General features: G+C 70.0%; 21 protein-coding genes and 1 pseudogene. 16 read left to right on the top strand and 6 right to left on the bottom strand.

Going from position 1 to position 24,481, the window contains the following annotated elements; genetic code table 11:
* A complete protein-coding gene (locus ACZ3KP_RS05305; protein ID WP_358985127.1) occupies positions 1-1,158 on the bottom strand; it encodes a substrate-binding domain-containing protein in 1,158 nt (385 codons plus the stop codon).
* A 516-nt stretch (positions 1,159-1,674) separates the two neighbouring features.
* A complete protein-coding gene (locus ACZ3KP_RS05300; RefSeq protein ID WP_467496515.1) occupies positions 1,675-2,724 on the bottom strand; it encodes a LacI family DNA-binding transcriptional regulator in 1,050 nt (349 codons plus the stop codon).
* A gap of 555 nt (positions 2,725-3,279) precedes the next feature.
* On the opposite strand from ACZ3KP_RS05300, the gene ACZ3KP_RS05295 reads away from it, so the two are divergent.
* Both ACZ3KP_RS05295 and ACZ3KP_RS05290 read left to right on the top strand, forming a co-directional pair.
* Positions 3,280-4,773, top strand: a complete 1,494-nt coding sequence (locus tag ACZ3KP_RS05295; protein ID WP_467496513.1) for an arabinofuranosidase catalytic domain-containing protein — start codon at positions 3,280-3,282, stop codon at positions 4,771-4,773.
* A 91-nt stretch (positions 4,774-4,864) separates the two neighbouring features.
* Complete coding sequence (locus ACZ3KP_RS05290; protein ID WP_467496511.1) at positions 4,865-7,486, top strand: alpha-L-arabinofuranosidase C-terminal domain-containing protein; 2,622 nt, start codon at positions 4,865-4,867, stop codon at positions 7,484-7,486.
* A 40-nt stretch (positions 7,487-7,526) separates the two neighbouring features.
* Here the strand turns inward: ACZ3KP_RS05290 and ACZ3KP_RS05285 are convergent, their stop codons facing one another.
* Positions 7,527-7,964: a VOC family protein gene (locus ACZ3KP_RS05285; protein ID WP_132890881.1), complete on the bottom strand. Its 438-nt coding sequence runs from the start codon at positions 7,962-7,964 to the stop codon at positions 7,527-7,529.
* A gap of 68 nt (positions 7,965-8,032) precedes the next feature.
* On the opposite strand from ACZ3KP_RS05285, the gene ACZ3KP_RS05280 reads away from it, so the two are divergent.
* Positions 8,033-8,686 carry a maleylpyruvate isomerase N-terminal domain-containing protein gene (locus tag ACZ3KP_RS05280; protein WP_467496509.1) on the top strand — a complete coding sequence of 218 codons (654 nt, stop codon included), beginning with the start codon at positions 8,033-8,035 and terminating at the stop codon, positions 8,684-8,686.
* A 115-nt stretch (positions 8,687-8,801) separates the two neighbouring features.
* On the opposite strand, the gene ACZ3KP_RS05275 is transcribed toward ACZ3KP_RS05280, so the two are convergent.
* Positions 8,802-9,596, bottom strand: coding sequence for a GntR family transcriptional regulator (locus ACZ3KP_RS05275; protein WP_467496507.1), 795 nt, complete (start codon positions 9,594-9,596; stop codon positions 8,802-8,804).
* Between the two features lie 149 nt (positions 9,597-9,745).
* Between ACZ3KP_RS05275 and ACZ3KP_RS05270 the strand changes: the two are divergent.
* The 6 genes and pseudogenes from ACZ3KP_RS05270 to ACZ3KP_RS05245 form a co-directional block, all read left to right on the top strand.
* Positions 9,746-9,886 (top strand): annotated as a pseudogene (locus tag ACZ3KP_RS05270) (tagatose-bisphosphate aldolase); the annotation flags it as partial.
* Positions 9,887-10,177: 291 nt separating this feature from the next.
* Positions 10,178-11,350: an SIS domain-containing protein gene (locus tag ACZ3KP_RS05265; protein WP_467496505.1), complete on the top strand. Its 1,173-nt coding sequence runs from the start codon at positions 10,178-10,180 to the stop codon at positions 11,348-11,350.
* 45 nt (positions 11,351-11,395) lie between these two features.
* Positions 11,396-12,388: a BadF/BadG/BcrA/BcrD ATPase family protein gene (locus ACZ3KP_RS05260; protein ID WP_467496503.1), complete on the top strand. Its 993-nt coding sequence runs from the start codon at positions 11,396-11,398 to the stop codon at positions 12,386-12,388.
* A complete protein-coding gene (locus ACZ3KP_RS05255; protein WP_467496501.1) occupies positions 12,381-12,773 on the top strand; it encodes an EamA family transporter in 393 nt (130 codons plus the stop codon). Before ACZ3KP_RS05260 ends, ACZ3KP_RS05255 begins: the two co-directional genes overlap by 8 nt.
* Positions 12,758-13,354, top strand: coding sequence for an EamA family transporter (locus ACZ3KP_RS05250; protein ID WP_467496500.1), 597 nt, complete (start codon positions 12,758-12,760; stop codon positions 13,352-13,354). The genes ACZ3KP_RS05255 and ACZ3KP_RS05250 overlap by 16 nt, the downstream gene beginning before the upstream one ends.
* A 60-nt stretch (positions 13,355-13,414) precedes the next feature.
* Positions 13,415-14,263: a class II fructose-bisphosphate aldolase gene (locus ACZ3KP_RS05245; protein WP_467496498.1), complete on the top strand. Its 849-nt coding sequence runs from the start codon at positions 13,415-13,417 to the stop codon at positions 14,261-14,263.
* Positions 14,264-14,326: 63 nt separating this feature from the next.
* Here ACZ3KP_RS05245 and ACZ3KP_RS05240 read toward each other — a convergent pair whose 3' ends face one another.
* Positions 14,327-15,562: a Gfo/Idh/MocA family protein gene (locus tag ACZ3KP_RS05240; RefSeq protein WP_467496496.1), complete on the bottom strand. Its 1,236-nt coding sequence runs from the start codon at positions 15,560-15,562 to the stop codon at positions 14,327-14,329.
* A gap of 353 nt (positions 15,563-15,915) precedes the next feature.
* Here ACZ3KP_RS05240 and ACZ3KP_RS05235 point away from each other — a divergent pair, with 353 nt between their 5' ends.
* The 6 genes from ACZ3KP_RS05235 to melA all read left to right on the top strand — a co-directional run bounded on the left by ACZ3KP_RS05235 (position 15,916) and on the right by melA (position 21,939).
* On the top strand, positions 15,916-16,731 hold the full coding sequence (locus ACZ3KP_RS05235) for an endo alpha-1,4 polygalactosaminidase (protein WP_467496494.1): 816 nt from the start codon (positions 15,916-15,918) through the stop codon (positions 16,729-16,731).
* 563 nt (positions 16,732-17,294) lie between these two features.
* Positions 17,295-18,623, top strand: coding sequence for an ABC transporter substrate-binding protein (locus ACZ3KP_RS05230; protein ID WP_467496492.1), 1,329 nt, complete (start codon positions 17,295-17,297; stop codon positions 18,621-18,623).
* Positions 18,624-18,634: 11 nt separating this feature from the next.
* Positions 18,635-19,573, top strand: coding sequence for a carbohydrate ABC transporter permease (locus ACZ3KP_RS05225; protein ID WP_467496491.1), 939 nt, complete (start codon positions 18,635-18,637; stop codon positions 19,571-19,573).
* Positions 19,570-20,460: a carbohydrate ABC transporter permease gene (locus ACZ3KP_RS05220; protein ID WP_358984703.1), complete on the top strand. Its 891-nt coding sequence runs from the start codon at positions 19,570-19,572 to the stop codon at positions 20,458-20,460. The genes ACZ3KP_RS05225 and ACZ3KP_RS05220 overlap by 4 nt, the downstream gene beginning before the upstream one ends.
* A 43-nt stretch (positions 20,461-20,503) precedes the next feature.
* Positions 20,504-20,632 (top strand): hypothetical protein, encoded by a 129-nt coding sequence (locus tag ACZ3KP_RS05215; protein ID WP_358984706.1) that lies wholly within the window; start codon positions 20,504-20,506, stop codon positions 20,630-20,632.
* Complete coding sequence (gene melA / locus ACZ3KP_RS05210) at positions 20,629-21,939, top strand: alpha-galactosidase (RefSeq protein WP_467496488.1); 1,311 nt, start codon at positions 20,629-20,631, stop codon at positions 21,937-21,939. The genes ACZ3KP_RS05215 and melA overlap by 4 nt, the downstream gene beginning before the upstream one ends.
* 76 nt (positions 21,940-22,015) lie before the next feature.
* Here the strand turns inward: melA and ACZ3KP_RS05205 are convergent, their stop codons facing one another.
* Positions 22,016-23,038: a LacI family DNA-binding transcriptional regulator gene (locus ACZ3KP_RS05205; protein WP_467496486.1), complete on the bottom strand. Its 1,023-nt coding sequence runs from the start codon at positions 23,036-23,038 to the stop codon at positions 22,016-22,018.
* A gap of 141 nt (positions 23,039-23,179) precedes the next feature.
* Between ACZ3KP_RS05205 and ACZ3KP_RS05200 the strand changes: the two genes are divergently transcribed.
* Positions 23,180-24,481: an ABC transporter substrate-binding protein gene (locus ACZ3KP_RS05200; protein WP_467496484.1), complete on the top strand. Its 1,302-nt coding sequence runs from the start codon at positions 23,180-23,182 to the stop codon at positions 24,479-24,481.

The raw sequence follows: 24,481 nt of genomic DNA, 5'->3' as shown, positions 1-24,481 counted from the left end.
TCAGCCGATCCCGAGCTGCGACTCGAGGGACTGGTAGGCGCTCAGGTCGGACTTGGTGACCAGGCCGACGCCGGAGCTCAGGGTCGAACCGTCCTTCTCCAGGTAGGGCTTGACGAGTGCCATCGTCTTGTCCTTGCCGAGCACCTTCTCCGCGGCCAGGATGTACGCCCCGGTGTAGCCCTGCTGGTACGGCATCTGCACGACGGTGCCCGAGATCACGCCGGACTGGATGAACTTCAGTGTCTGGGCGTCGGAGTCGTCCGAGACGATGTGCACCGAGGCCGTCTTGCCCGCCGAGGTCACCGCCTGTGCCAGCGCGGGGCCGTCGTAGGAGTAGACGCCGTACAGGCCGTTGACGTCGGGGTTGTTGGCGAGGATGGTCTCGGCGTCCGAAGTCGCCGTGCTGGCCTGGAGGTTGTCGTTGACCTTCTGGGCGACGGTGATCTGGGTGCCCTTGAGCGCGTCCTCGAAGCCCTGGATGCGCTGGGTGGCGTTGGACGCGGTGAGCGAGCCGACCAGGATCGCCACCTTGCCCTTGCCGCCCAGCACCTGCTTCATCGCGGTGCCCGCCTGGAAGCCGGCGGTGTAGTTCGGGGTGCCCAGGTAGAGCGAGGCGGCGTCGGTGCCGGGCAGCGGCGAGTCGATGGCGAGGACGCTGATGCCCTTCTGGACGTCGGTGTGGATGGTCCCCGCGGCCGAGGTCGGGTCGATCGCCGAGATCGAGTAGCCGGTGACGCCCTGCGAGCGCAGGGTCTCCAGCTCGGAGTTCTGCTCGGTCAGCTTGCCGTTGGGCGGGGCGAAGTACGTGCACTTGCTCTTCGCGATGCCGAGGTCGGAGCAGCCCTTGAGGAAGCCGACCTGGCCGGCCTTCCAGTAGTCGGCGGCCACGTTCACGACCATCGCGATGTCGACCTTGGACAGGTCCTTGCCCGCCAGCGCGGACTTCAGCGCCGCGTCGAGCTTGGCGAGGTTGGCCTGGTTGAAGGTGACCGAACCGGCCAGCTTGACCGGGGCCGCGCCGGCGCCCGCGGAGCTCGACGAGCCGCCCGAGCCGGTGGAGGTGGAGCTTCCCGAGTTCTTGGAGCAGCCCGCGGCGGCGAGCGAGATGATCACAGCGGTCGCGACGACCGCGATACGGGACGTTCTGCTACGGGACATGGTTGATCAGTGCCCTTCTGGACGTGACGGGGTGACGTGACGGGGTGACGTGACGGGTGACGTGACGGGTGGAGGTCGGGCGGGCCGGCGGTTCGCCGGTGTGCGGGCTTGTCCGGTGTCTTGGTGGCGTGTCGGGGGTGGGCGGTGGCCGCACCGGTCCGCGGGCATGCCGGAGCCCGGTCGGCAGCCGGACGGTCTGGCCGTCCCTCGGGAGAGGTGCGTGGTGGCGGGCGCCGTGGTGGTCGGCGGTGGCCGGTCGGGCCGGGCGCGCTGCGGGCGTTCGGGCGCCGAGTCCGGGGCCTGACGGTCATTCAGGACGCGTGGCCGGTCGTTCGAGGCGCTGGGCCGGGGCGGAGCTGTCGTGACGTGACCGGTGGCCGTCACGGCCGGTCGCCCTCGGCCGGTGCCCGGCTCCGCTCACCGCGCGTCGCTCACAACGGGCCCTGATCACCCGGGAGTCGGTGCTTGGCGGTGGTCACGGCCGGAATCTTCGTGGTCACGCTGCCGGTGCGGCTGTCATCTCGTACTCCCTTTTCGGTGGCGGGCGCGGGTCGCCGAGGTCCGCACCACGAGACTGGGCGGTATGACGATGTGGGGTGTCTCGCCGGACGCCGGGATCCCCACGTCCGGGTCGCCGACGATCTCGATCAGCGCCCGCAGGGCACGCCGGCCGAGTTCGTCGAAGTCCTGGCGGACGGTGGTCAGTGAGGGGCCGAAGTACTCGGCCTCCGGCATGTCGTCGAACCCGACGACGCTGATGTCCTCGGGCACCCGGTGACCGGCCTGTTGCAGGGCCCGCAGCAGGCCGAGTGCCAGGTGGTCGTTGGCACAGAACACGGCCGTGACCTCGGGGTCGGCGGCGATCCTGAGGCCGTGCTCGTATCCGGTACGGGCCGTCCAGTCGGCACCGGCCAGCGGGGCGGGCACGGGAGCCCCCCGCTTCTCCAGCGTGCCGCGCCAGCCGGCCTCGCGTTCCTGCGCGTCGAGCCAGGAGCGCGGCCCGACCAGGTGGTGCACCGTGCGATGACCTAGGTCGAGCAGGTAGGAGGTGGCGAGCTCGGCACCCGCCTCGTTGTCCACGGCGACCGAGGCCAGTGCCGTGTGGGTGCCGCAGCCGACGGCGACCAGGGGGACGTCCGCCGGCACGCTCGCCAGGGCGCCCACCGCCGCGGTCTGCGGTGCGATGACGACGATCCCCTCCACGCCCTGGTCCCGCAGCCGGTCGACGGCGTCCAGCACCGAACGCCGGTCGAGGGTGCCGACGGCCGCCACGATGACGAAGTACTCGTGCTGTCTGGCCGCCTGTTCGATGCCGTAGAGCATGCAGGCCGGGCCGTAGAGCGTGGTGTTGAAGCTGATCACGCCCAGGGTGCGGGTGCGCCGGGTCGCCAGGGTGCGGGCGGCGGCGTTGGGTCGGTAGCCGAGCTCGCGGACGGCGGCGAGCACCCGCTCCCGGGTGGCGGGCCGCACGTTCGGGTGGTCGTTGAGGACCCGTGAGACCGTCTGTTGCGAGACGCCCGCGATCCGGGCCACGTCCGTCATCACAGGTGCGCGATCGCCGTCCATGCTCCCCCTCCTCACGCGCCGTCAGGTGTCGGATCGGGCTGCTTCTCCGGTGGGAGCGGCGGGCCGTGACGAATTGTTAGCGCACACATTCCGAGGGGGTCAAGGCTGTTGCGGCCCTGTGCTCCGGCGGTCTCCCGGCCGCTCACGATGCCCTGAATCCGGTTCTGAACTGGCGTTACGCACTCCGTGCGCGGCCTCCGCGGGCATGACGGCACACCTGGGTAAACAGACTGCACAGCTTTTGTTTCCGCACTCTTGACTGTTCGGCGGTGTTGACCGCGTATTCATCCCCCCGTAAAAAGACGGAGTCGTGAGACCGGTCGTTCACGCGCCGACCACGCGAGAACGGCATCGGCACGAGTCTCCGGTGTCCGGCCTGATCAACCCGTTTGACCTGCTGATACGCAGTCAGTAACGCAGCCCGAACCGGAGCGGTGGACCTTCCGGCCACCTCCACGGCCATCGCCCGTCCCCCTGGCCCGGACGCATGACCGCACCCGAGGGGCCGAATTGTTAGCGCACTCAAGACGGAAGAGGTGCACCGTGAAAGGTCGAGTGACAGGCCGGCGCCTGCGAGAACTCCTGCTGACGGTGGGCGCGGTCCTGACCCTGGTCGGGGGCATCCTGGCCGGCGCCGTCGGCTTCGCGGGCACGGCCCAGGCCGCTTCGTCCCTGCCCTGCGACATCTACGCCGCCGCGGGGACACCGTGCGCCGCGGCGCACAGCACCACACGGGCGCTCTACGGCTCGTACGGGGGCTCCCTCTACCAGGTCAAGCGAGCCTCGGACGGCGCGACCACCGACATCGGCGTCCTCAGCGCCGGCGGTTACGCCAACGCGGCGGCGCAGGACTCCTTCTGCTCCGGCACGACCTGCGTCATCACCAAGATCTACGACCAGAGTTCCCACCACAACGACCTGACCGTCGAGGGGCCGGGCGGCAACGGCGGGCAGGACGTCGGCGCGATCGCCGACGCCCTGCCGGTCACGGTGGGCGGTCACGCCGCGTACGGCGTCTTCGTGTCCGCGGGCGTCGGCTACCGCGACAACAGCACCACGGGCATCGCCACCGGCAGCTCCCCGGAGGGCGCGTACATGGTCACCAGCGGCCACCACGTCAACAACCGGTGCTGCTTCGACTACGGCAACGCCGAGACGTCCACCGACGACACCGGCAACGGCCACATGGACGCCATCAACTTCGGCACGGAGTGCTGGTTCTCCCCCTGTTCCGGCGCGGGGCCGTGGGTCCAGGCCGACCTGGAGAACGGGCTGTTCGCCGGCGCCAACGGCTCCGACACCGGCAACAAGGGAAACTCCAGCGAGTACGTCACCGCGCTGGAGAAGAACAACGGCACGACGACCTACGCGATCAAGGGCGGCAACGCCCGATCGGGTTCCCTGACCACCTGGTACAGCGGAGCCCTGCCGGACATCGGCGGGTACACCCCGATGTCCAAGGAGGGCGCCATCGTCCTGGGCACCGGTGGTGACGACAGCAACGGGTCCGACGGCTCCTTCTTCGAGGGCGTCATGACCTCCGGCTACCCCACCGACGCCGCCGACAACGCCGTACAGGCGAACATCGTGTCCGTCGGCTACACCACCCCGACCGCCGCCTTCCCGGTCGCCGGCACCGCCTACCGGCTGACCAACACCAACTCCGGCAAGGTCCTGGACGCGGTGAACTGCGGTACGGCGAACGGGACCGCCATCGACATCTGGGCCCCGCTCGGCAACACCTGCCAGCAGTGGCGGTTCACGAGCGCGGGCAACGGCCACTACACCGTCACCAACGTCAACAGCGGCACGGTCCTGGACGACAAGAACTGCGGGCAGAGCAACGGCACGGCCGTCCAGTTGTGGGCCTCGCTGGGCAACACCTGCCAGCAGTGGGACGTCACCAGGGTCGGCAGCCACTACACGCTCACCAACGTCAACACCGGTATGACGCTGGACGTCGCCGACTGCGGCACGGCCAACGGCACCGCGGTCCGCCAGTGGCAGCAGCTCGACAACACCTGCCAGCAGTGGAACATCGCCCCCTGACCCGAACCCCGACGCGCCGACGGCCCGCCGTCCGCCCCGACGGCGGACCGTCGGCCTGCTCCCACCTTTTTTTGAGCAAAGGAACCCCCGCATGTCCTCAGCAGCCGGACCGTCCCGCAGAACCGTCCTGACCGCCCTCGGTGCCGCGTCCCTGGCCGGACCCTTCGCGGCCGCCGCACCCGCCGCCGCCTCCGGACGCCCCGGTGAGACAGCCGCGGCCGCCACAGCCGCGGAACTCCCCGCCGCGGCCGCGCACTGGAGCTTCGACGAGGGCTCCGGCACTTCGGCCGCCGACTCCTCGGGCAACGGTCACCCCGCGACCCTCCAGGGTGCGGCCGGCTGGGACACCGGCAAGGTCGGGGCCCACAGCCTGAGCCTCACGGCGGGCGGCAACGCCACCGCCTCCGGACCGGCCCTGGACACCTCCAAGGCGTTCTCGGTGGCCGCCTGGGTCAACCTCGCCCAACTGGGCGGCTACCAGACCGCCGTCAGCATCGACGGCAGGTCCGTCAGCGCCTTCTACCTGGGGCTGCGCGACGACACCGGGACCTTCGCGTTCGCCCGGCTCCCCTCGGACGCCACCCAGGCCGCCGCCGTCGCGGCCGCCGCCTCGGCGCCCGCCACCGGCACCTGGACCCACCTGGTCGGGGTCAGCGACCCCACGGCGGGCGTCACCCGCCTGTATGTCGACGGCGTGCTCGAAGGGGAGACCGCCTACACCGCGGGGTGGGCCGGCACCGGCGACACCGCCGTAGGCCGCGCGCTCTACGGCGGCGGGCACGTCGACCAGTGGCACGGTCTCATCGACGACGTGTGGCTGTTCCCGGCCGCCCTCACCTCCGACCAGGTCGCGACGCTGGCCGGGGTACCGGTGGAGACCACGACACCGTTGCTGAGCGTGGACGTGGCCCACCCCGCGCACGCCGTGTCCCCCATCCTGCCCGGCCTGATGTTCGAGGACATCAACCACTCCGGCGAGGGCGGCATCTACGCCGAACTGGTCCAGAACCGCTCGATGATGGCCAGCGACAGCACACCTGTGCACTGGTCCGCGGTCGGCGGCACGACCCTCGCGCTCGACACCGGCACGCCCCTCAACGCGGTCCTCAAGCGGTCCCTGAAGGTCGTACTGCCCGCCGGCACCGGCGCCGGGAACCGGGCCGGGGTGGCCAACGACGGGTTCTGGGGCATACCCGTACGGCCCCGCACCACCTACACCGCCCGTCTGTTCGCCAAGGCGTCGCGCCGTGTCGGCCCCCTGACCGTGGCGATCGAGTCGGCGGACGGCGCGACGGTGTACGCCTCCGCACGGGTACCCCACATCGGTACCGCGTTCCGCGACCGGCCCTTCGAGCTGACCCTGCGCACCGGGTCACGCACCCCGGTGGTGGGAGACGCGAGGCTCACCGTCACCACGGCCGACCCCGCCGCCGCGGGCGAGACCCTGTGGCTCCAGCACGTCTCCCTCTTCCCACCCACCTACCGCGACCGCCCCAACGGCCTGCGCGTGGACCTGATGGAGAAACTGGTCGCGCTGAAGCCGAAGTTCCTGCGCTTCCCCGGCGGCAACTTCCTCGAGGGCAACACCATCGCGACGCGGTTCGACTGGAAGAACACCATCGGCCCGGTCTGGGAGCGCCCCGGCCACATGGACGACGCCTGGGGGTACTGGTCCACCGACGGACTCGGACTCCTCGAATACCTGGAATGGGTCGAGGACATGCACGCGCAGCCCGTCCTCGCCGTCTTCGCCGGCTACACCCTGAAGGGCGAACACGTCACCGGCGACGCGCTCGCCCCGTTCGTCCAGGACGCGCTCGACGAGATCGAGTACGTCACCGGCCCCGTCACCAGCACCTGGGGCGCGAGACGAGCCGCCGACGGGCATCCGAAGCCGTTCCCGCTGGAGTACGTGGAGATCGGCAACGAGGACTTCTTCGACTCCTCCGGGTCCTACGACGCGCGGTTCACGGCCTTCCACGACGCGATCAAGGCGAAGTACCCGCACCTGAAGCTGATCGCCACGACGACCGTGACCAGCCGCACCCCGGACCTGATCGACGAGCACTACTATCTCGCGCCGTCCGCCGCGCAGGCCGCCACCCACAAGTACGACAACCGGGACCGCGGTTCGACGAAGGTCTTCGTCGGCGAGTGGGCCGCGCAGGAGGGGCGCCCCACCCCCGACCTGAACGCCGCGCTGGGCGACGCCGCCTGGCTGGCCGGCCTGATCCGCAACTCGGACCAGGTGCTGATGGAGTGCTACGCGCCGCTCTTCTCCAACGTCAACAACAACGTGTGGGCGACCAACCTGATCGCCTACGACAACCTCACCAGCTACGTCTCCCCCAGCTACTGGGCGCAGCAGATGCTGACGAGCAACCTGGGCCGCACGGTCCTCCCGGCCACCGCCCGCGCGCTGCCCGGCCTCGCCACCGTGGCCACCCGCTCCGGGAACCGCCTCTACCTCGCGGTCGTCAACTGCGGGACGGAGCAGGCAAGCGTGCCGATCGAACTGAAGGGACTGCCGAAGGGGGTCAGGCGGAAGGCCACCGCCACCGTCCTGACGGGCCCGTCGCCCACCGCCACCAACACCCTGACCGAACCCACCGCGCTGATCCCCAGGAAGACCACCGTCACCGGGGCGGCGGCGACGTTCACCAGCACCTTGCCGCCGCTCTCCGTCACCGTCCTGGAACTCACCCTGAGCTGACACCCGCCCACGGCCGGGGCCAGGGCCTCGGCCGTGGGTCTCAGTTCTTCTTCAGCTCCTGCGCGAGCATCACGAGGATGCCGCTGGGGCCGCGGACGTACGTGAGCTTGTAGACGTCCTCGTAGGTCGCCACCCCGCGCAGCGGACGGCATCCGTGCCGTGCGGCGATCTCGAGGGCTGCGTCGATGTCGTCCACGGAGAAGGCGACGCGATGCATGCCGATGTCGTGCGGACGAGTGGGATCCGACTCGATCGCTTCGGGGTGGATGTACTCGAACAGCTCGATGCGACCGTGGCCGTCCGGCGTCCGGAGCATGGCGATCCTGGCGTGATTGCCGTCCAGGCCGACGGCGGTGTCGGCCCACTCGCCGCTGACCGTGTCGCGGCCGACGACCGTGAGGCCGAGGTCGGTGAAGAAGGAGATCGCTGCTTCGAGATCGCGAACGGCGATGCCCACGTTCTCAAGTCGGATGGCCATGCGCCGCATGCTACCGAGACCATGGAACAGAGCTTCTCGAAACCGGGGGCTCTGTCATGGAGGGCTTGATGAGCTTACAAGACGCCTACCTGGGCGCCGCGGAACGGACACTGGCACTGCTGGAGGCGCCGGAAGTCGCCGCGGCGTGGGAACAGCCCAGTGCGTTGGCCAAGTTGACGGTCGGCGGGCTGGCCGGCCACCTCGCGTACCAGATCCTCAGTGTCAGCGCTGCGCTGCAGGTTCCCGACTCCGCCCAGGAGCCCCCGCCCCAGGATCCGCCGATCCCGCTGCTGGAGCACTACGCCCGAGCCGCCTGGATCGACGCGCCGCTGGACGGGGAGGTCAACGCCGGTATCCGGGCCAAGGGCGAGGGGGTCGCGGCCCAGGGCGCGTCGTGGTTGGCGAAGCTCGCCCGCACCTCGTTCGGCGAGCAGCAGACCAGGCTCGCGGGGTGTTCCGGGGAGCAGGCCGTGTTCCTGCCGCAGACGGGGTGGTCGCTGCGTCTGGACGATTTCCTGGTCACCCGGATGCTGGAACTCGCCGTGCACATGGACGATCTGGCCGTCAGCGTGGGTCTGGCCGCCCCGGAGCTCCCCCAGGAGGTCTTCGACCCGGTGGTCGCGCTGTTGGTCCGGCTCGCCGCCCGGCGGCACGGCCAGGCCGCGCTGCTGAGGGCTTTCACCCGGGTGGAGCGGGCCCCCGCGACGGTCAACGCGATCTGACTGCGCGCCGTTCGACGGGCCCGGCCGGGCCCGTCGAGTGGCCTCGGCCAACGGAAGCGGTCGTGGTCGGTCAGGGTCAGCAGGGACTTCCACAGCGCCCAGCCCCGGGCCGCACTCACCCCGTGATGGAGGCCCGGAAGTGGTACCGGTCGCCGCGGTAGGCGGCAGCGGTGAGTTCGAGGGGCTGTCCGTTCTGGTTGAAGGCGAGCTGGGTGGCGACGAGCACCGGAGTCGAGTCGGTGATTTCGAGCAGTCGCCGTTCCTCCGCCGTCGGGTGGCGGGCCTCCACGGAATAGTCGGCGACCTTGGGCAGTTGGGGCGGGTCGGCGTTGCGGAGTGTGGCGAAGAGCGTGTGCGTGGTGAAGTCCGTCTCGGCGAGCTCCGGGCACAGTGCGAGCGGCAGCCGGTTGTGCTCCAGCACCACGACGATGTCGTCCAGGTAGCGCAGTCGGCGCATCTCGAAGAGCGCGGCTCCCGGCCCGACCCTCAGCTGTTCGGACTCCTGAACCGTGGCGGGACGGACCCCGCTCTCCAGGACCGAGTCACGGAGCCGCAGTCCCTGTTGTTCGGCGTAGTCGGCGAAGCCCTGTACCGACTGGGCTGCCGCCCGGCCCGGTGAAGGCGGAGGCGATGCGGGGGCGACGCGTCCGTAGCCCTCGGCGAGGAACCAGCCGCGGGCCGGCGCGGACTCGATGACGTGGCGCTCCGCGAGCTCGTTCAGGGCGGAGCGAAGCGTGACGCGCGAGACGCCGTAGCGGGTGGCCAGTGCCCGCTCCGAGGGCAGTCGGTCTCCCGGGCGGGCGCCTTTCTCCGCGATGTCGGCCAGCAGGCGTCCGGCGACCTGGGAGTACAGCGGCAGGGCGTCTCCGCTCAACAGCCCTTGGGGGAGACCACGGTCCGAAGAAGGCATACCAGAGGTATACCAGTTTCGTGCAGACCAGTTCCATACCAGTAACAGACCATTGACGGCCATTTACGAGACCAGTACCGTTCCAGTCACGTCTCCGGAGCCGCGTCGGTGGATGCGTCTGACGCGCTTCGGTGAACCCTGGAGCGATCATGTGGCACCCCTTGGACGAAGTGGTCCGCCGCCAGAAAGCAGGCGACCAGTACGGCGGCTGCACCGGCATGCAGCCCGAAGACTTCCGCGAACTCGTGCACGGCATCGCCGCCGGGCACGGCCTGCCGCTGGAGCGGGCCGTTCTGGGCGGCACCCTCCGTCATGTCATCGGAACCGAGGTTCCGGTGCCGGGAGGGGCCCACGAGACGCTGGAAGGCATGGCTGCCACCAGTCTGGGCGCTGAGCAGCGGAAGCGGAGTGTCGAGGCCCGAGAGGTTGGCGAACAGCCGGTCCTGCGCGGCGGCGATCGCGGGGTCGGGCCAGTAGTGGCGCATGCGGTCGCTGAGCTCGCGGGACCTCGTCGTCGATCACGTCCGTGACGTCCTGCGCGACCACGACCGTGCATGCCGAACCCATGACAAGGAGTACGCGTGAAGACCACCGCCCAGGACCCGGTACCTCAGGACAGCGGGGCCGACCACACCACCGCCGAGATCATCCAGCAGCCCGACGTGTGGCGTGAGGTCGGGGCGATCGTCGCCGGCGGACGCGCGTCCCTGGACGCCTTCCTGGCACCCCTGCTCGCCGACGAGGACCTGCGGATCGTCCTCACGGGAGCCGGTACCTCGGCCTTCGCCGGAGAAGTCGTCCGGGCCGCGGTCGCTCGCGCCACCGGCCGCCGCACCGATGCCGTTTCCACCACCGACATCGTCGCCGATCCCTGTGCGTCCTTCCGCGACGACGTCCCCACGCTGCTGGTCTCGTTCGCCCGGTCCGGCGACAGCCCCGAGAGTGTCGCGGCGACCCGGCTGGCGGACCAGGTCCTGGCACACGTGCACCACCTCGTCATCACCTGCAACAGCGCCGGCCGGCTGGCCCGCCTGCACCGCGAGAGCGCCTCCTCGCACGTCCTGCTCATGCCCGCCGCGTCGAACGACCAGGGCTTCGCCATGACGTCGAGCTTCACCAGCATGCTCCTGGCATCCCTGCTCGCCCTGGGCGCGCTCACCACGGACGCCATCGAGGCCCCGGCAGCGGCTGCCGAGCACATCACGACGGGCGGACTCGGCGGGCAGATCGAGGAGTTGCTGGCCCGCGAACCCGAACGGCTGGTGTACCTCGGCAGCAGCAGCGCACTCAAGGGGCTGGCCCAGGAATCCGCCTTGAAGCTGCTGGAGCTGACCGGAGGCGCGCTCGTGGCGTCCTCGGAGTCCTCACTCGGCTTCCGCCACGGCCCCAAGTCCGTCCTGAACGACCGCACAGCCGTCGTCGTCTACGTGTCGAACGACCCCTACACGCGCCGCTACGACCTCGACATCCTCGCCGAACTGCGCGCGGGGCTGCCGCAGGGCAGCGTCGTCGCCGTCTCCGCGTCGCGGGACGGACTCCCCGGCGACGACACCTGGCTGCTGCCCGGGCTCGCCGGCGTCGACGACACCGTGCTCGCCCTTCCCGCGGTGCTGTGTGCCCAGCTGGTCGCGCTGCGCGCGTCCCTGCACCGGGGCATCCGGCCCGACAACCCGTTCCCCTCCGGAGAGGTGAACCGCGTGGTGCAGGGCGTGACCGTGCATCCGCTCCCCCAGCGAGGCGACGACGTCGCCTGACAGCGTGCCGACAGAGCCGAGCGGAGAACAAGGATGTTTCTGGGTGTGGACGGCGGAGGCACCAAGACGGCCTTCTGCCTCATCGACCGTGCGGGCGCGATCAGGGCCCGGGCCGCCGCGGGGGGTGCCTACTACTTCGCGGACAACGGGACGGGGGGCGTGGAGCACGTCACGCAGGTTCTGCGCGAGGGAATCCGGGCAGTGACGGCGGGCGCGGGCAGCTCGCCCGCGGACATCTCCTACGCGTTCCTGGGCCTGCCCGGGTACGGGGAGGTCCCCGGCGACGTCGCCGCGCTGGACGCCGTCCCCGGCGAGGTGCTGGGACACCGCCGCTACGCGTGCGACAACGACATGATCTGCGGCTGGGCCGGTTCGCTCGGCGCAGTGGACGGCATCAACGTCATCAGCGGCACCGGATCGATGACCTACGGCGAGCGGCAGGGCCGCGGTGTGCGCACCGGAGGCTGGAGCGAACTGTTCAGCGACGAGGGATCGGCGTACTGGATCGCCGCCCGCGCGCTGAACGTGTTCTCCCGGATGAGTGACGGCCGGCTGCCGGAGGGCCCGCTCGCGGAACTCCTGCGCCACCATCTCCATCTGACCACCGACCTCGAGGTCATCGACGTCGTACTCAACCGGTGGCAGGGACACCGCAGCGAGATCGCCTCGCTGAGTCCCCTCGTGGTCGAGGCGGCCGGGGTGGGCGACGCGCAGGCCGCTGCCGTCCTGACCGAGGCCGGACGGGAACTGGCCCTGCTGGTGGACAGTGCGCGACGCCGGCTGGGCTTCGCCGCGGCCGAACCCGTCCCGGTGTCCTATTCGGGCGGCGTCTTCCGCTCGGCCGCCGTGCTCGACGCGTTCACCACCCGACTCCGCGGCAGCTCCGCCCGCTACGAACTGCGCCGCCCCCTGTTCGAGCCCGTGGTCGGCGCGGCCCTCTACGCGGCGAAGCTCGCCGGAACCCCTCTGGACACCGCGGCGATCGCCGCCCTGCGCTCCTCCTCGGAGTTCACCACCACGGAGAGCCACCATGCGTGACCAACGAAACTGGATCCTGTACGCGGGGCTACTGGTGCTGTTCTGGGGCGTCTGGGGAGCGTTCTCCAGTCAGCCCACCGAAGGGTACGGCTATCCCAACGAGATGATCTACGTCATCTGGGCCTTCACCATGCTGCTGCCTGCGGCGGTCGCACTGCGCCGGCAACGCTTCGACGGCCGGCCGGTCGCCGCGGTCTACGGGCTCGCGGCGGGACTCGCCGGGGCAGGCGGTCAACTCCTGCTGTTCCAGGCGCTGTCCAACGGCACCGCCTACCTGGTCTTCCCCGTCGTCTCGCTCTCCCCGGTGATCACCGTCCTGATGGCGGTGGCTCTGCTCAGGGAGCGGATCGGAAGTTCGCCGTCATCGGCGTGGTCGCCGCGCTGATCGCCGTCGTGCTCATCAGCATCCCCGCGGGCGACCACGGCTCGGCCGGCACCGGGTCCTGGCTGCTGCTGTCCGTCCTCATCTGCGTGGCGTGGGGCGCCCAGGCCTTCTTCATGCGCAAGGCCGCCCTTGCCGACGTCAACGACGCGACCACGTTCGGGTGGATGACGGTCAGCGGTCTGCTGCTCGTCCCCGTGGCCGTCGTCATGTTGGGAGGGCTGCCCGACGCACCATGGCAGGCGCCGGCACTGACCGCCGGCACCCAGATCCTCAACGCCGTGGGCGCGTTGTTCCTCGTCATGGCGCTCAGCCACGGCAAGGCGAGCGTCGTCGCACCGATCACCAACGCCCTGGCACCCGTCCTCACCGTCGTGCTGTCGCTGGTCGTCTACCGGACGCTGCCGACGACCTGGGGAGCCATCGGCATCGTCCTCGCCCTCGGCGGATCCACTCTGATGGTGTACGCCGACGAGAAGCACGAAGAGACCCCCGAGCCCCAGGTTCCCTCGGCACCGCCGGCAGGCCCGTGGGCCCCGCTCTCCGCCGGTTCGGATCACGCCCGCCGCACAGGGCCAGCCTGATCCGAACCCCCGCACACGGACATCGCAGGTTCAGACAGCCCCCGCGCGAGGAGCACACACATGCCTCTGGTCCCCACCGGCGAGTTGGTCGCGCACGCCGCGACCGAGCGCCGTAGCGTCACCGCTTTCAACGTCATCACCCTGGAGCATGCCGAGGGCATCATCACAGGCGCCGAGGCGGCCGAACGGCCCGTGATCCTGCAGATCAGCGAGAACGCCGTGCGGTATCACAGGGGCCAACTCCTCCCGCTCGCTCTGGCGACGGCCTCGATGGCCCGGTCCAGCACGGTCGAGGTCGCGCTGCACCTCGACCACGTGACCGACGTGGAGCTGCTGCACCAGGCGGCCGACTGCGGTTTCTCCTCCGTGATGTTCGACGCCGGGGCCCTGCCCTACGCAGAGAACGTCTCCGCCACCGCTGCGGCGGCGCGGTGGGCTCACGACGCGGGGCTCTGGCTGGAAGCCGAACTGGGACATGTGGGAGGCAAGCCGGACGCCCCCGCGAGCGCGCACACCGCCGGCGTGCGCACCGATCCGGCGGAAGCCGTCGACTATGTGGTGCGTACCGGCGTGGACGCCCTGGCGGTCGCGGTGGGCAGCAGTCACGCCATGACCGAACGGTCGGCGACGCTGGACCACGCACTCATCGAACGGCTCCGGGAAGCGGTTCCGGTGCCCCTGGTGCTGCACGGCTCCTCCGGAGTTCCCGACAGCGAACTCCGTTCCGCCGTCCGAGCCGGCATCGTGAAGATCAACATCGGGACGGCGCTCAACATGTCCCTGACCCGGGTCGTACGCGACACGCTGGACTCGCTGCCTGCGCTGACCGACCCGCGCAAGTACCTGGGCCCCGCACGCGACGCCGTTGCGAGCACCGTACACAGCATGCTTACCGTGCTGGCTCACTGACCGTCACCTGTCAGCGGCCCACACCGTCCGGTCACCGGCAACGTCGCACTGAAGAGCAGACAGTCACTCGATCCGGGACGCCGGGCCTCGCGAGCCGGGCTGGTGGCGCGCGAAGTAGTCGGCGAGGTGCGGGGCGAGGGCGGGGACATCGACCGGCGTGCCCCCCGAGCGCAGGGACGTGGTGGCCGCGATGCCGGTCGCGACGGCTTCGCGGGCGGCGACGGGCGACGTCTCGGTCGCACCGCCGTGCGCGACGAACCGCAGGAACTCGTCGACGAGGGCCTGGTCAGCGCCTCCGTGCAGGCCACCGCCCGCCTCGGTGGGTGGCAGCGTCAGATCGGCCTCGGCGCGGTAGCCGGAACGGCGCCGGTTCCACACCTTGATCAACGGGGCGTCGCCCTCGACGCCGTCCCCGAGGTTCTCGATGCGGCCCTCGTCGCCGATGACGGTGTAGTTGCGCCAGTAGTCGGGCGTGAAGTGGCATTGCTGGTAGCTGGTGAGCACTCCGTTGTCGAGGCGGGTCAGGACCATGCTGAGGTCCTCCACGTCGATGACGGGGTTGAGATCGCGCAGCGCCGACGGCGGCCAGACGCCTGCGTCGAACCAGTCCTGCACCCGCTCCGAGCTCTGGGGCCGGGTACGGCGGTGTGGGACGGCTCCGTAGACGGACAGATCGCCCAGCGCGGTCACCGTGCGGGCGTAGCCGCCCGCGAGCCAGTGGATGACGTCCAGGTCGTGCGCGCCCTTCTGCAGCAAAAGGCCCGTGGTCCGGGCCCGTTCGGCATGCCAGTCCTTGAAGTAGTAGTCGCCGCCGTGACCGACGAAATGCCGGCACCACACCGCCCGCACGGTTCCGATCGCCCCTTCGTCGACGAGCCCGCGCATGGTGCGCAGGACCGGCAGATGGCGGAGGTTGTGCCCGACGTACAGCCGGGTGCCGGTGCGGGCCGCGGTGGCCAGGACCCGGTCGCAGTCGTCGAGGTCGACGGCCAGCGGCTTCTCGACGAACACGGCGACACCGGCTTCGAGGAAGTACAGGGCAGGGGCGGTGTGGAGGTCGTCCGGGGTGAGGACGAAGACGGCGTCCAGGTCGTCCGTGAGCATGTCCTCGTAACGGTCGTGGATCCGGACGTCCGCCCCGAAGAGCGTCCGGGCGTCGGTGCGGCCGCGCACGGAGGGATCCGCGCAGGAGACCACGCGGGCCGAGCCGGGCCGCTCGGCCAGGACGGCCAGCCCGGCTCGCTGGCCCGTGCCTACGACACCGACACGCAGTTCCTGCGCGGCCGGCTGGTCGGTCATGGAGCATCCCTTCGTCGCGAACAGGCAGACGTGGCGAACGCTAGATGCTTGAAGGTGCTCAATCAACGCTTGCATCAAGCAGTTTCGAGCATCTGCCTCTGTGCCCGGACGCCGCCGTCAGCGGTTGCACCCGGCCACGCGAGCGCCCAACTCATCCGGCGGACAGGGGACTTCGCCACCGTTGACATCCTCGAACGCGATCGCTTTACTCTCGGACTACACCGGAGCCACGCTCCGCGTTCAGAGGCACGCCCAGCCGGTATGCAGGCCCCGCGCCGCAAGCCCGGCCCAAGTCGCCAGGACACCTCACGCGTCCGAGGCGGGGACGTGCCCGCTGCCCCTGGAGCTCACACATGAGCCACCTGAACACCACCTCTGCCAAACTGACCGGCACCATCATCGGCGCGGCCGCGCTGACCGGCGCCCTGTTCGTCGCGGCACCCTCGACGCAGGCGGCGGCCGTGTCCCTGCCGCCCACGCACGCGGGCTTCGACTACCAGATCGGAGGCGCCTACACGCCGCCCTCCGGCGTCAAGGTCGTCACCCGTGACCACACCGCCTCCCCGGCCGCAGGCCTGTACAACATCTGCTACGTCAACGCCTTCCAGGCGCAGCCGGGCGCGGAGGGCGAGTGGGCGGCGGACCTGCTGCTCCGCGACTCCGCGGGCAAGGTCGTCTACGACGAGGACTGGGGCGAGGCCCTCCTCGACGTCAGCACGGCCGCCAAGCGCCAGCGGATCGCCGACCAGATCGGATCCCAGATCGACGGCTGCCGGGACAAGGGCTTCCAAGCCGTCGAGCCCGACAACTACGACAGCTACAGCCGCTCCGGAAACCGTCTGACGGCGAACAACGCGCAGGCGTTCATCAAGCTGCTCTCCGCCCGCGCCCACGCGGACGGCCTGGCCATCGCCCAGAAGAACACCCCCGAGCTGGCCGGCAACCGCACCGCCAACGGCCTCGACTTCGCCGTGGCCGAGGAATGCGGCCAGTACGACGAGTGCGGCGACTACACCAGCGCCTTCGGCAACAACGTGATCGTGATCGAGTACACCAACTCCGGCAGGTCGAAGGCGTGCAACGGGTGGGGTGGCACACTGAGCATCGTCCAGCGCGACGTGGCGGTCTCCCCGGCCGGGAGCAGCGGGTACGTCCGCAAGACCTGCTAGGGCTCATCCCGCGCTGACCACGACCCCGGTTGCGCCTTGAAAGCGCGTGTCGGCCTGTGACGGCTCACCCCGAGCCGCCGCGGGCCGACACCCTCTGATGCTCAATCATGCGGGTTTCCGCGGCATTTAACGCACATCCAATCATCGCTTCCCTCTTGACAGCTGCCCGGCACCATCGTTTAACTCCTGGTCGACGCCGTAGTCGAAGCACTCGGCGGCAGAGGTACGCCCAGCCGGTAGCTGACCACGCGCCAGGAGTCCGGACTGAGTCGCCAGGACCACGTCGGTGTCCGAGGCGGGGACGTACCCACCATGTTCTGGGGCTTGGACATGACCCGTATCCATGCGACTCCCCGCGGACGGCGAGGCAGCGCCCGCACCCGGCCGCCCGTCCCGCTCCGCGCCCGTCCCTGAGCACCGCCGCACGGCGTTCCGGCCGGCCGAGACCGGCCCCGCACCGGACCCCGCCGGGACCACCCGACGTCGCCGCGGCCGGAACTCCGTACCGAGAACGCGCCCCTGACGCACCGCGCATGTCCCACAGCTCCGCACGGGAGGTACCCATGTCCGCGCTCACCCGCAGCGCACAGCCCGAACGCCGCACCGTGCTGCGCGCCGGCGCGGCCCTGGCCACCACGGCGGCCGCGGGCCTGGGGGCCTCCGGCTGCGCGGCGGGCGGCGACGACGGCGTGAGCGCCGACGGCACCGTGACGATCGAGATGTGGCACGGGCAGACCGACACGGGCAGGAAGGCGATGGATTCGCTGGTCGCCTCGTTCATGCGCAGCCACCCCCGTATCCGGGTGGATGTGGGGGGCGGGGTGCTCGCCGACGCGATGCTCCAGAAGGTGACGGCCGCCCTCGCCGCGGGCTCCTACCCGGACATCGCCTACATCTTCGGTTCGGACCTGGCGAGCGTCGCCCGCGGCCCGCAGGTCGTCGACCTCACCGACATGGTCCGACACGCGGGCACGCCCTGGACGAACTACTGGGCGCCGGCCCGCCAGGCCGTGACCGTCAACGGCCGGGTACGCGCCGCGCCCGCCCTGCTGGACTCGCTCGCGGTGGTCTGCAACCGGAAGCTCTTCCAGGAGGCCGGCCTGCCGCTGCCCGAAGCCCACTGGCGCTGGGACGACTTCGTCGCCACCGCCAAGGCGCTCACGGACGTCGGCCGCGGCCGTTTCGGCACCGGCTGGCCCGGCGTCGGCGACGAGGACACCGTCTGGCGTCTTTGGCCCATGATCTGGGACCTCGGCGGGGATGTCGTCGCCGACGACGGCAAGCACATCGGGTTCGCCGACGCCGGGACCCGCGCCCTGGAGGTGGTCGCCGCCCTGGCCCGAGACAAGAGCGTCTACGTCGACCCGAAGCCGGGCAGCGAGCAGATGTACCAGGTCTTCCTGTCCGGCCGGATGGGCATGGCCGTCACCGGTCCCTGGCAGCTCCCCGACATCCGGCAGGCGAAGATCGACTATCACGTCGTCCCGCTGCCCACCTTCTCCGGCCGGCCAGTGACCATCAGCGGACCCGACACCTGGACGGTGTTCGACAACGGCGCTGCCCGCAGGAAGGCCGCCAAGACCTTCGTGAGCTGGCTGATGCAGCCCGCGCAGGACGTGCGCTGGGACACCGACGCGGGCAGCCTCCCGCTCAGCCGCCGCACCCGCGACCTGCCCGCCTGGCAGCACCAGGAGAACACCACCGAGGGCCTGGAGGTGTTCACCAAAGCACTGGACTCGGCCCGGGTACGCCCCGTGCACGCCGCCTACCCGCAGATCTCGCAGGCCCTCGGACAGGCCGTCGTCGCGGTGCTGCTGGGCCGCAGCAGTCCCGCCCAGGCAGTGCGCTCCTGCGCCGCCGACGCCAACGCCGCACTGCTCATACCCCGCTGAGGAGATCCGCCGTGTCCCGAGTGCCCACCCCGATCACTCTGTCCCGGCCCCCGGACAACCGGCGTACCCTGCGCCGCAGACGGGCCGCCGAGTCCGCGACGGCCTGGACGTTCGTGTCGCCCGCGGTCCTGATCATCCTCGGTCTCAGCGTGGTGCCCATCATCTGGTCGCTGCTGCTGTCCTTCCGGGCCGACGACCTCGTGACACCGAGCCGCTGGGTGGGCCTGGACAACTACCGCGCCCTCGCCCAGGACCCCCACTTCAGCCAGGCGGTGCACAACACCCTGCTCTACACCGCGCTGTACGTACCGGCGAGCATGGTGGTGGGACTGCTGCTCGCCCTCGCCCTGAACCGGCGCATACGCTTCGTCGGGTTCTACCGCACCCTGTTCTTCGTGCCGTTCGTGGTCTCCTCCGCCGCGCAGGGCGTGCTGTTCTCGTTCATCCTGGATCCGCAGTTCGGCGCGGCCAACGCGGTACTGCACTACCTCGGCATCCCGGCGCAGGGTTTCCTCAACGATCCGTCCCAGGCCCTGCTCGTGCTGGTCGCGATCAGTCTGTGGAGCGGTACCGGCTTCTGCCTGGTCATCTACCTCGCGGCGCTGCAGGACGTGCCGGCCTCGCTGACCGAGGCGGCCCGGCTGGACGGGGCGGGCCGCTTCCAGATCCTGCGGCACGTCACCCTGCCCACGCTCAGGCCCGTCTCGGTGTTCCTGCTGCTGTGGCAGACCATCGAGGCCCTCCAGACGTTCGACCTCGTGTACGTCACCACCAAGGGCGGACCCCTCGGATCCACCACGGTGATCGTCTACTTCATCTGGGAGCAGGCGTTCAAGAACGCCACCGCGGGCTACGGCGCCGCCTCGGCCTACGTACTGGCCGCCGCCCTGGGCCTGATCGGCCTGATCTTCCAGATCGCCCGCCGCCGACTCCAGGGAGCCGCCGCATGACCGCCGTCTCCGCCCCGCCCGAGGCCGCGCAGGCCGCCCCGACCGCCCGGCCCGTGGCCGGCCGGCGCCGCCCGCGGCTGCCGTTCAGCCCCTGGCACCTGCTGCTCGCGCCGATGGCCCTGCTGTTCGCGGTACCGCTGATCTGGCTGGCACTCAGCTCGGTGATGAGCAACGCGGAGATCAACCGCTTCCCGCCGGCGCTGTGGCCCTCCCGTCTGGACCTGGGCGGCTACCGCTATGTGCTCGGCAACGCGATGTTCCCGCGCTGGTTCGCCAACTCCTTCCTCGTCAGCCTCGTCACGGTCACCGCGAACCTCGTGCTCGGCACCCTGGGCGGCTACGCGTTCGCCCGGATGCGATTCGCCGGCTCCCGGCTGCTGCTGGGACTGATGCTGGCCACGATGGCGATCCCGTTCCAGCTGACGATGATTCCCACGTTCCTGGTCATGAAGCAGCTCGGCCTCATCGACACGCTCGGCGCGCTGATCGTGCCGTCCCTCGTCACGCCGTTCTCGGTGTTCCTCCTGCGGCAGTTCTTCCTCTCGCTGCCGCGCGAGCTGGAGGAGGCCGCCTGGATCGACGGCTGCTCGCGGCTGCACGTGCTGTGGCGGATCGTGCTCCCGCTGTCCCGGCCGGCCCTCAGCACGGTGGCCGTCCTGACGTTCCTCAGCACCTGGAACGACCTGACCTGGCCGCTGATCGCCATCAACCACGACACCCAGTACACGCTCCAGCTCGGCCTCACGACCTTCCAGGGCCAGCACCACACACAGTGGTCCGCCGTGATGGCCGGGAACGTCATCACCGTGCTGCCGGTCCTGCTCGCCTTCCTCGGCGCGCAGAAGGCGTTCATCCAGTCGATCACCTCCACCGGTCTCAAAGGCTGATCCCGCTCGTCACCCGACCCACCACCCAGGCAGGACCACCTCAGTGCCGCACACCTTCGACGTGCCCGTCATCGGCGACGCCGCCCCCGACGTCATCGTCGGTACGACCGCACAGCCCACGCGGGACGACGTCCTCTCCCGCCCTTCCGAGACCGAGGAAACCCCGGTATGACCACCCCCAAGATCGCCTTCGTCGGCGCAGGCAGTGTCGTCTTCACCCAGGGACTGCTCGCCGATCTCCTCGCGTTCCCCGAACTGAAGTCCGCGCACGTCGCGCTGCACGACATCGACACCGATCGCCTGGCCACCGCGCACGCGGCCGCCCGGCGCATCGCCGACACGCTCGGCGCCCGCCCGAACGTCACCGCGCACACCGACCGCCGCGAAGCCCTGGCCGACGCCGACTTCGTCATCAACATCGTGCAGATCGGCATGGCCGAGGCCACCCGGACCGACTTCGAGGTACCGGCCCGCCACGGCGTACGGCAGACGATCGGCGACACCCTCGGCATCGGCGGCATCTTCCGCGCCCTGCGCACGTTCCCGTTCCTGAAGGAGCTGGGGCGGGACATCGCCGAGGTCTGCCCGCAGGCCTGGCTGCTGAACTACACCAACCCCATGGCCATGAACGTGCAGTACTTGACGCAGGCCACCGGCCTGACCCGCGTGGTGGGTCTGTGCCACTCGGTGTACTGGACGATGCGCGACCTCGCGGACCTGGTCAAGGTGCCCTACGAGGAGATCAGTTACCACGCCGCGGGCGTCAACCACCAGGCGTGGGTGTTGCGCTTCGAGCACCAGGGCCGGAGCCTCTACCCGAAGCTGGACGAACTGATCGCCTCCGACGACCAGTTGCGTCGCAGGGTCCGGGTCGACATGTACCGCCGGCTCGGCTACTACCCCACGGAGACCAGCGAACACTCCTCCGAGTACGTGCCCTGGTATCTGCACCACGACAGCGAGGTGGAGCGGCTGCGGCTGCCGATCGGCGAGTACCTCAAGATCGTCGACGAGAACGTCGCCACGTACGAGAGGACCCGCGACGCGCTGACCGCCGGGACGCCGGTCGCCGTCGAGGGGACGATGGAGTACGCGCCGCAGATCATCCACAGCATGGTGACCGGCACCCCGCGCACGGTGTACGGCAACGTCCCCAACCGGTCCCTGATCGACAACCTGCCCGCGCACGGGATCGTCGAGGTGCCGTGCCTGGTGGACCCGCTGGGCGTCCAGCCCACCCGCGTCGGCTCCCTCCCACCCCAGCTCGCGGCGCTCAACCGCACGTATCTGAGCGCGAACGACCTGGTGGTGCGGGCGGCCGTCGAGGACGACCCACGGCACATCAGGCACGCGGCGATGACCGACCCCGCCACGGCCGCGGCCCTGCCGGTCGAGGACATCTGGCGGCTGTGCGACGACATGGTCGGCGCCCACGGCGACCTCCTCCAACCCGGACTGCGCGCCCTCCTGGGCTCGTGAGCGACCGCGGGCGGTGGGCTGACACCGTGTCGGCCCACCCTCCCCGCCGCGGTCCCGTGGGCTCCGGGCGGGTTCCTCACAGCTCACCTGGCGGGGCCGTGCTCTGCCGTTCCACCAAGTGCGTCGCCAGCTCGATGCGCTGGGCGGCCTTGCCGGATTCCTCGGGGCCGAACAGCATGCGTGACGCCTCCTCGGCCATGCGCCGCAGAGGCTGGTGCACCGTGGTGAGCGGGGGGCTCGACCACTGCGCGAGGGGCACGTCGTCGTAGCCGACCACGGACAGGTCCTCCGGTACACGCAGTCCTCTGAGCCGGGCCGCCTCCAGCACGCCGAACGCCTGGAGATCGCTGCCCGCGAAGATCGCCGTCGGCCGGTCCGGCCCGTCCAGCAGGCTCATCGCGTGGTCGAAGCCGCCCTGCACGTGGAAGTCTCCGAACCGCACGAGCCGCGGGTCCACGTCCAGGGACGCCATCGCCATGGCGGAGCGATAACCGTCGAGGCGCGCACGTGAGCACAGCATGTCCTCCGGTCCGGTGATGACCGCGATACGCCGGTGGTTCCGTGCCGTGAGATGCCGGGTGGCCGCGAGACCGCCGGCCCAGTTCGCCGAGCCCACCGACGGCACGTCGGGGTCGGGGTCGCCCGCGGGATCGACCACGGCGAAGGGGACGGCCGCCGACCTGAGCCGCTGTCTGACGTCGCGCGGAAGCGTCGAGAAGACCAGGACGACGCCCAACGGTTTTCTTTTCAGCACTCCTTCGAGCCACTCCGGCCCAGGCGCGTGCCGCGTACCGCTCACGGTGAGGACCACGGTCGCGTGGTTCTCCCGCGCGACCTGCTCCACCCCCTTGACCAGTTCCATCGCCCAGATGCTCTCCAGCTCGTGGAACACCAGTTCAAGAAGGGCGGGCCGGGCTGGATTCCGGGGGCGGGAACGGTAGCCATGGACCTCCAGTGCTCGCTCGACCTTGGCCCTGGTCACACGGGACACGTCCGAACGACCGTTGACCACCTTCGAAACTGTCGGCAGCGAAACGCCCGCAACTCTGGCCACCTCGGCCAGGGTCACCTTGCTGCCGATCTTGCCGTCCTCGCCCATGTTCGCAGGATACAGGCGGCAATACCCGTAACGGTTTGAGCGTGTGCCTGCATGACTGTTGACCGAGCCTCAGGCCTGTCCTAGTGTCCCCAGCGCATTGACTTTCGGTAATGAGGCCGAAACTTTCGAAGGGCTCCAACGATGAAGACACGCGCGCGCTTGCCCAGACTGGTCGCCTGCGGTGCGACGCTCGCCCTGGCGCTCCCGCTGGCCGCCTGCGGCAACGGCAACGGCCAGTCGTCGAGCGACGGAAAGATTCACGTTCTGGTCTACGGGGACGCCAGCAACAAGGTCGAGAGGCAGATAGTCAGCACGTTCAACAAGACGTCCGACGTCAAGGCCGTCCTCGACACCATCCCCGGCGCCGACTACCAGCAGAAGCTCCAGACGATCATCAACACCCCGCAGGCCCCGGACATCTTCTTCAACTGGGGCGGCGGCAGTATCCAGCCGTTCGTCAAGGCCGATCTGCTGCTACCGCTGGACGGTTTCATCGCGAAGAACCCGGACCTGAAGTCGAAGTTCCTGCCCTCGGTCTTCAACAGCACGGTGGTCAACGGCAAGCCGTACGGCGTCCCGATGCGCGGCACGCAGCCCGTCCTGCTGTTCCACAACAAGAAGGTCCTCAAGGACGCGGGGGTCACGCCGCCCCAGACCTGGGACGAACTGCTCGACGCGGTCAAGAAGCTCAAGGCCCAGGGTGTCACCCCGATCGCCCTGGGCGGCGGCGACAGGTGGCCGACCCTGATGTGGTTCGAGTACCTCTACGACCGTATCGCCGGGCCGGGCCTGTTCCAGAAGGCAATCGAGGGCGACAAGTCGGCGTGGGAGAGCGCCGACAGCAAGAAGGCGCTGAGCATGCTCAGGGATCTGGTGGACGCCGGCGCCTTCGGCAAGAACTACGACTCGGTGAAGTACACCAACGGCGCGTCACCGGCACTCGTCGCCTCCGGCAAGGCCGGCTTCGAGCTCATGGGTTCGTGGTACTACGCCCAGCAGCAGACGGACGCCAAGAGCTTCGCCGAGAAGGACCTCGGCTACACGGCGTTCCCCACCGTTCCCGGCGGCAAGGGCGACGCTGCCGACGTCGTCGGAAACACCAACAACTTCTACTCGGTGCTGCGCAAGACCAAGTATCCCGACGCCGCCGCCAAGTTCCTGAAGCTCATGTACTCGGACGAGTTCGTGAAGGCCCAGCTGGCCATCGGCAACCTGCCCACGACCACGAACACCGAGTCCTTCCTGGACACTTCAGCCAACCCGGACTACTCGCACTTCCAGTACAACCTGGTCGCCAAGGCTCCGGCGTTCCAGCTGTCCTGGGACCAGGCGTATCCGCCGGCCGCCGGGACCCCCATCCAGCAGGCCGTGCAGCAGTTCTTCGACGGCCAGATCGACGCCGACGGCTTCATCAAGGCCATGCAGGCACTTCCGAGTGAATGA

The organism is Streptomyces sp. NPDC020958 (assembly GCF_055562175.1).
This window is presented reverse-complemented; position numbering and strand designations above follow the sequence as displayed.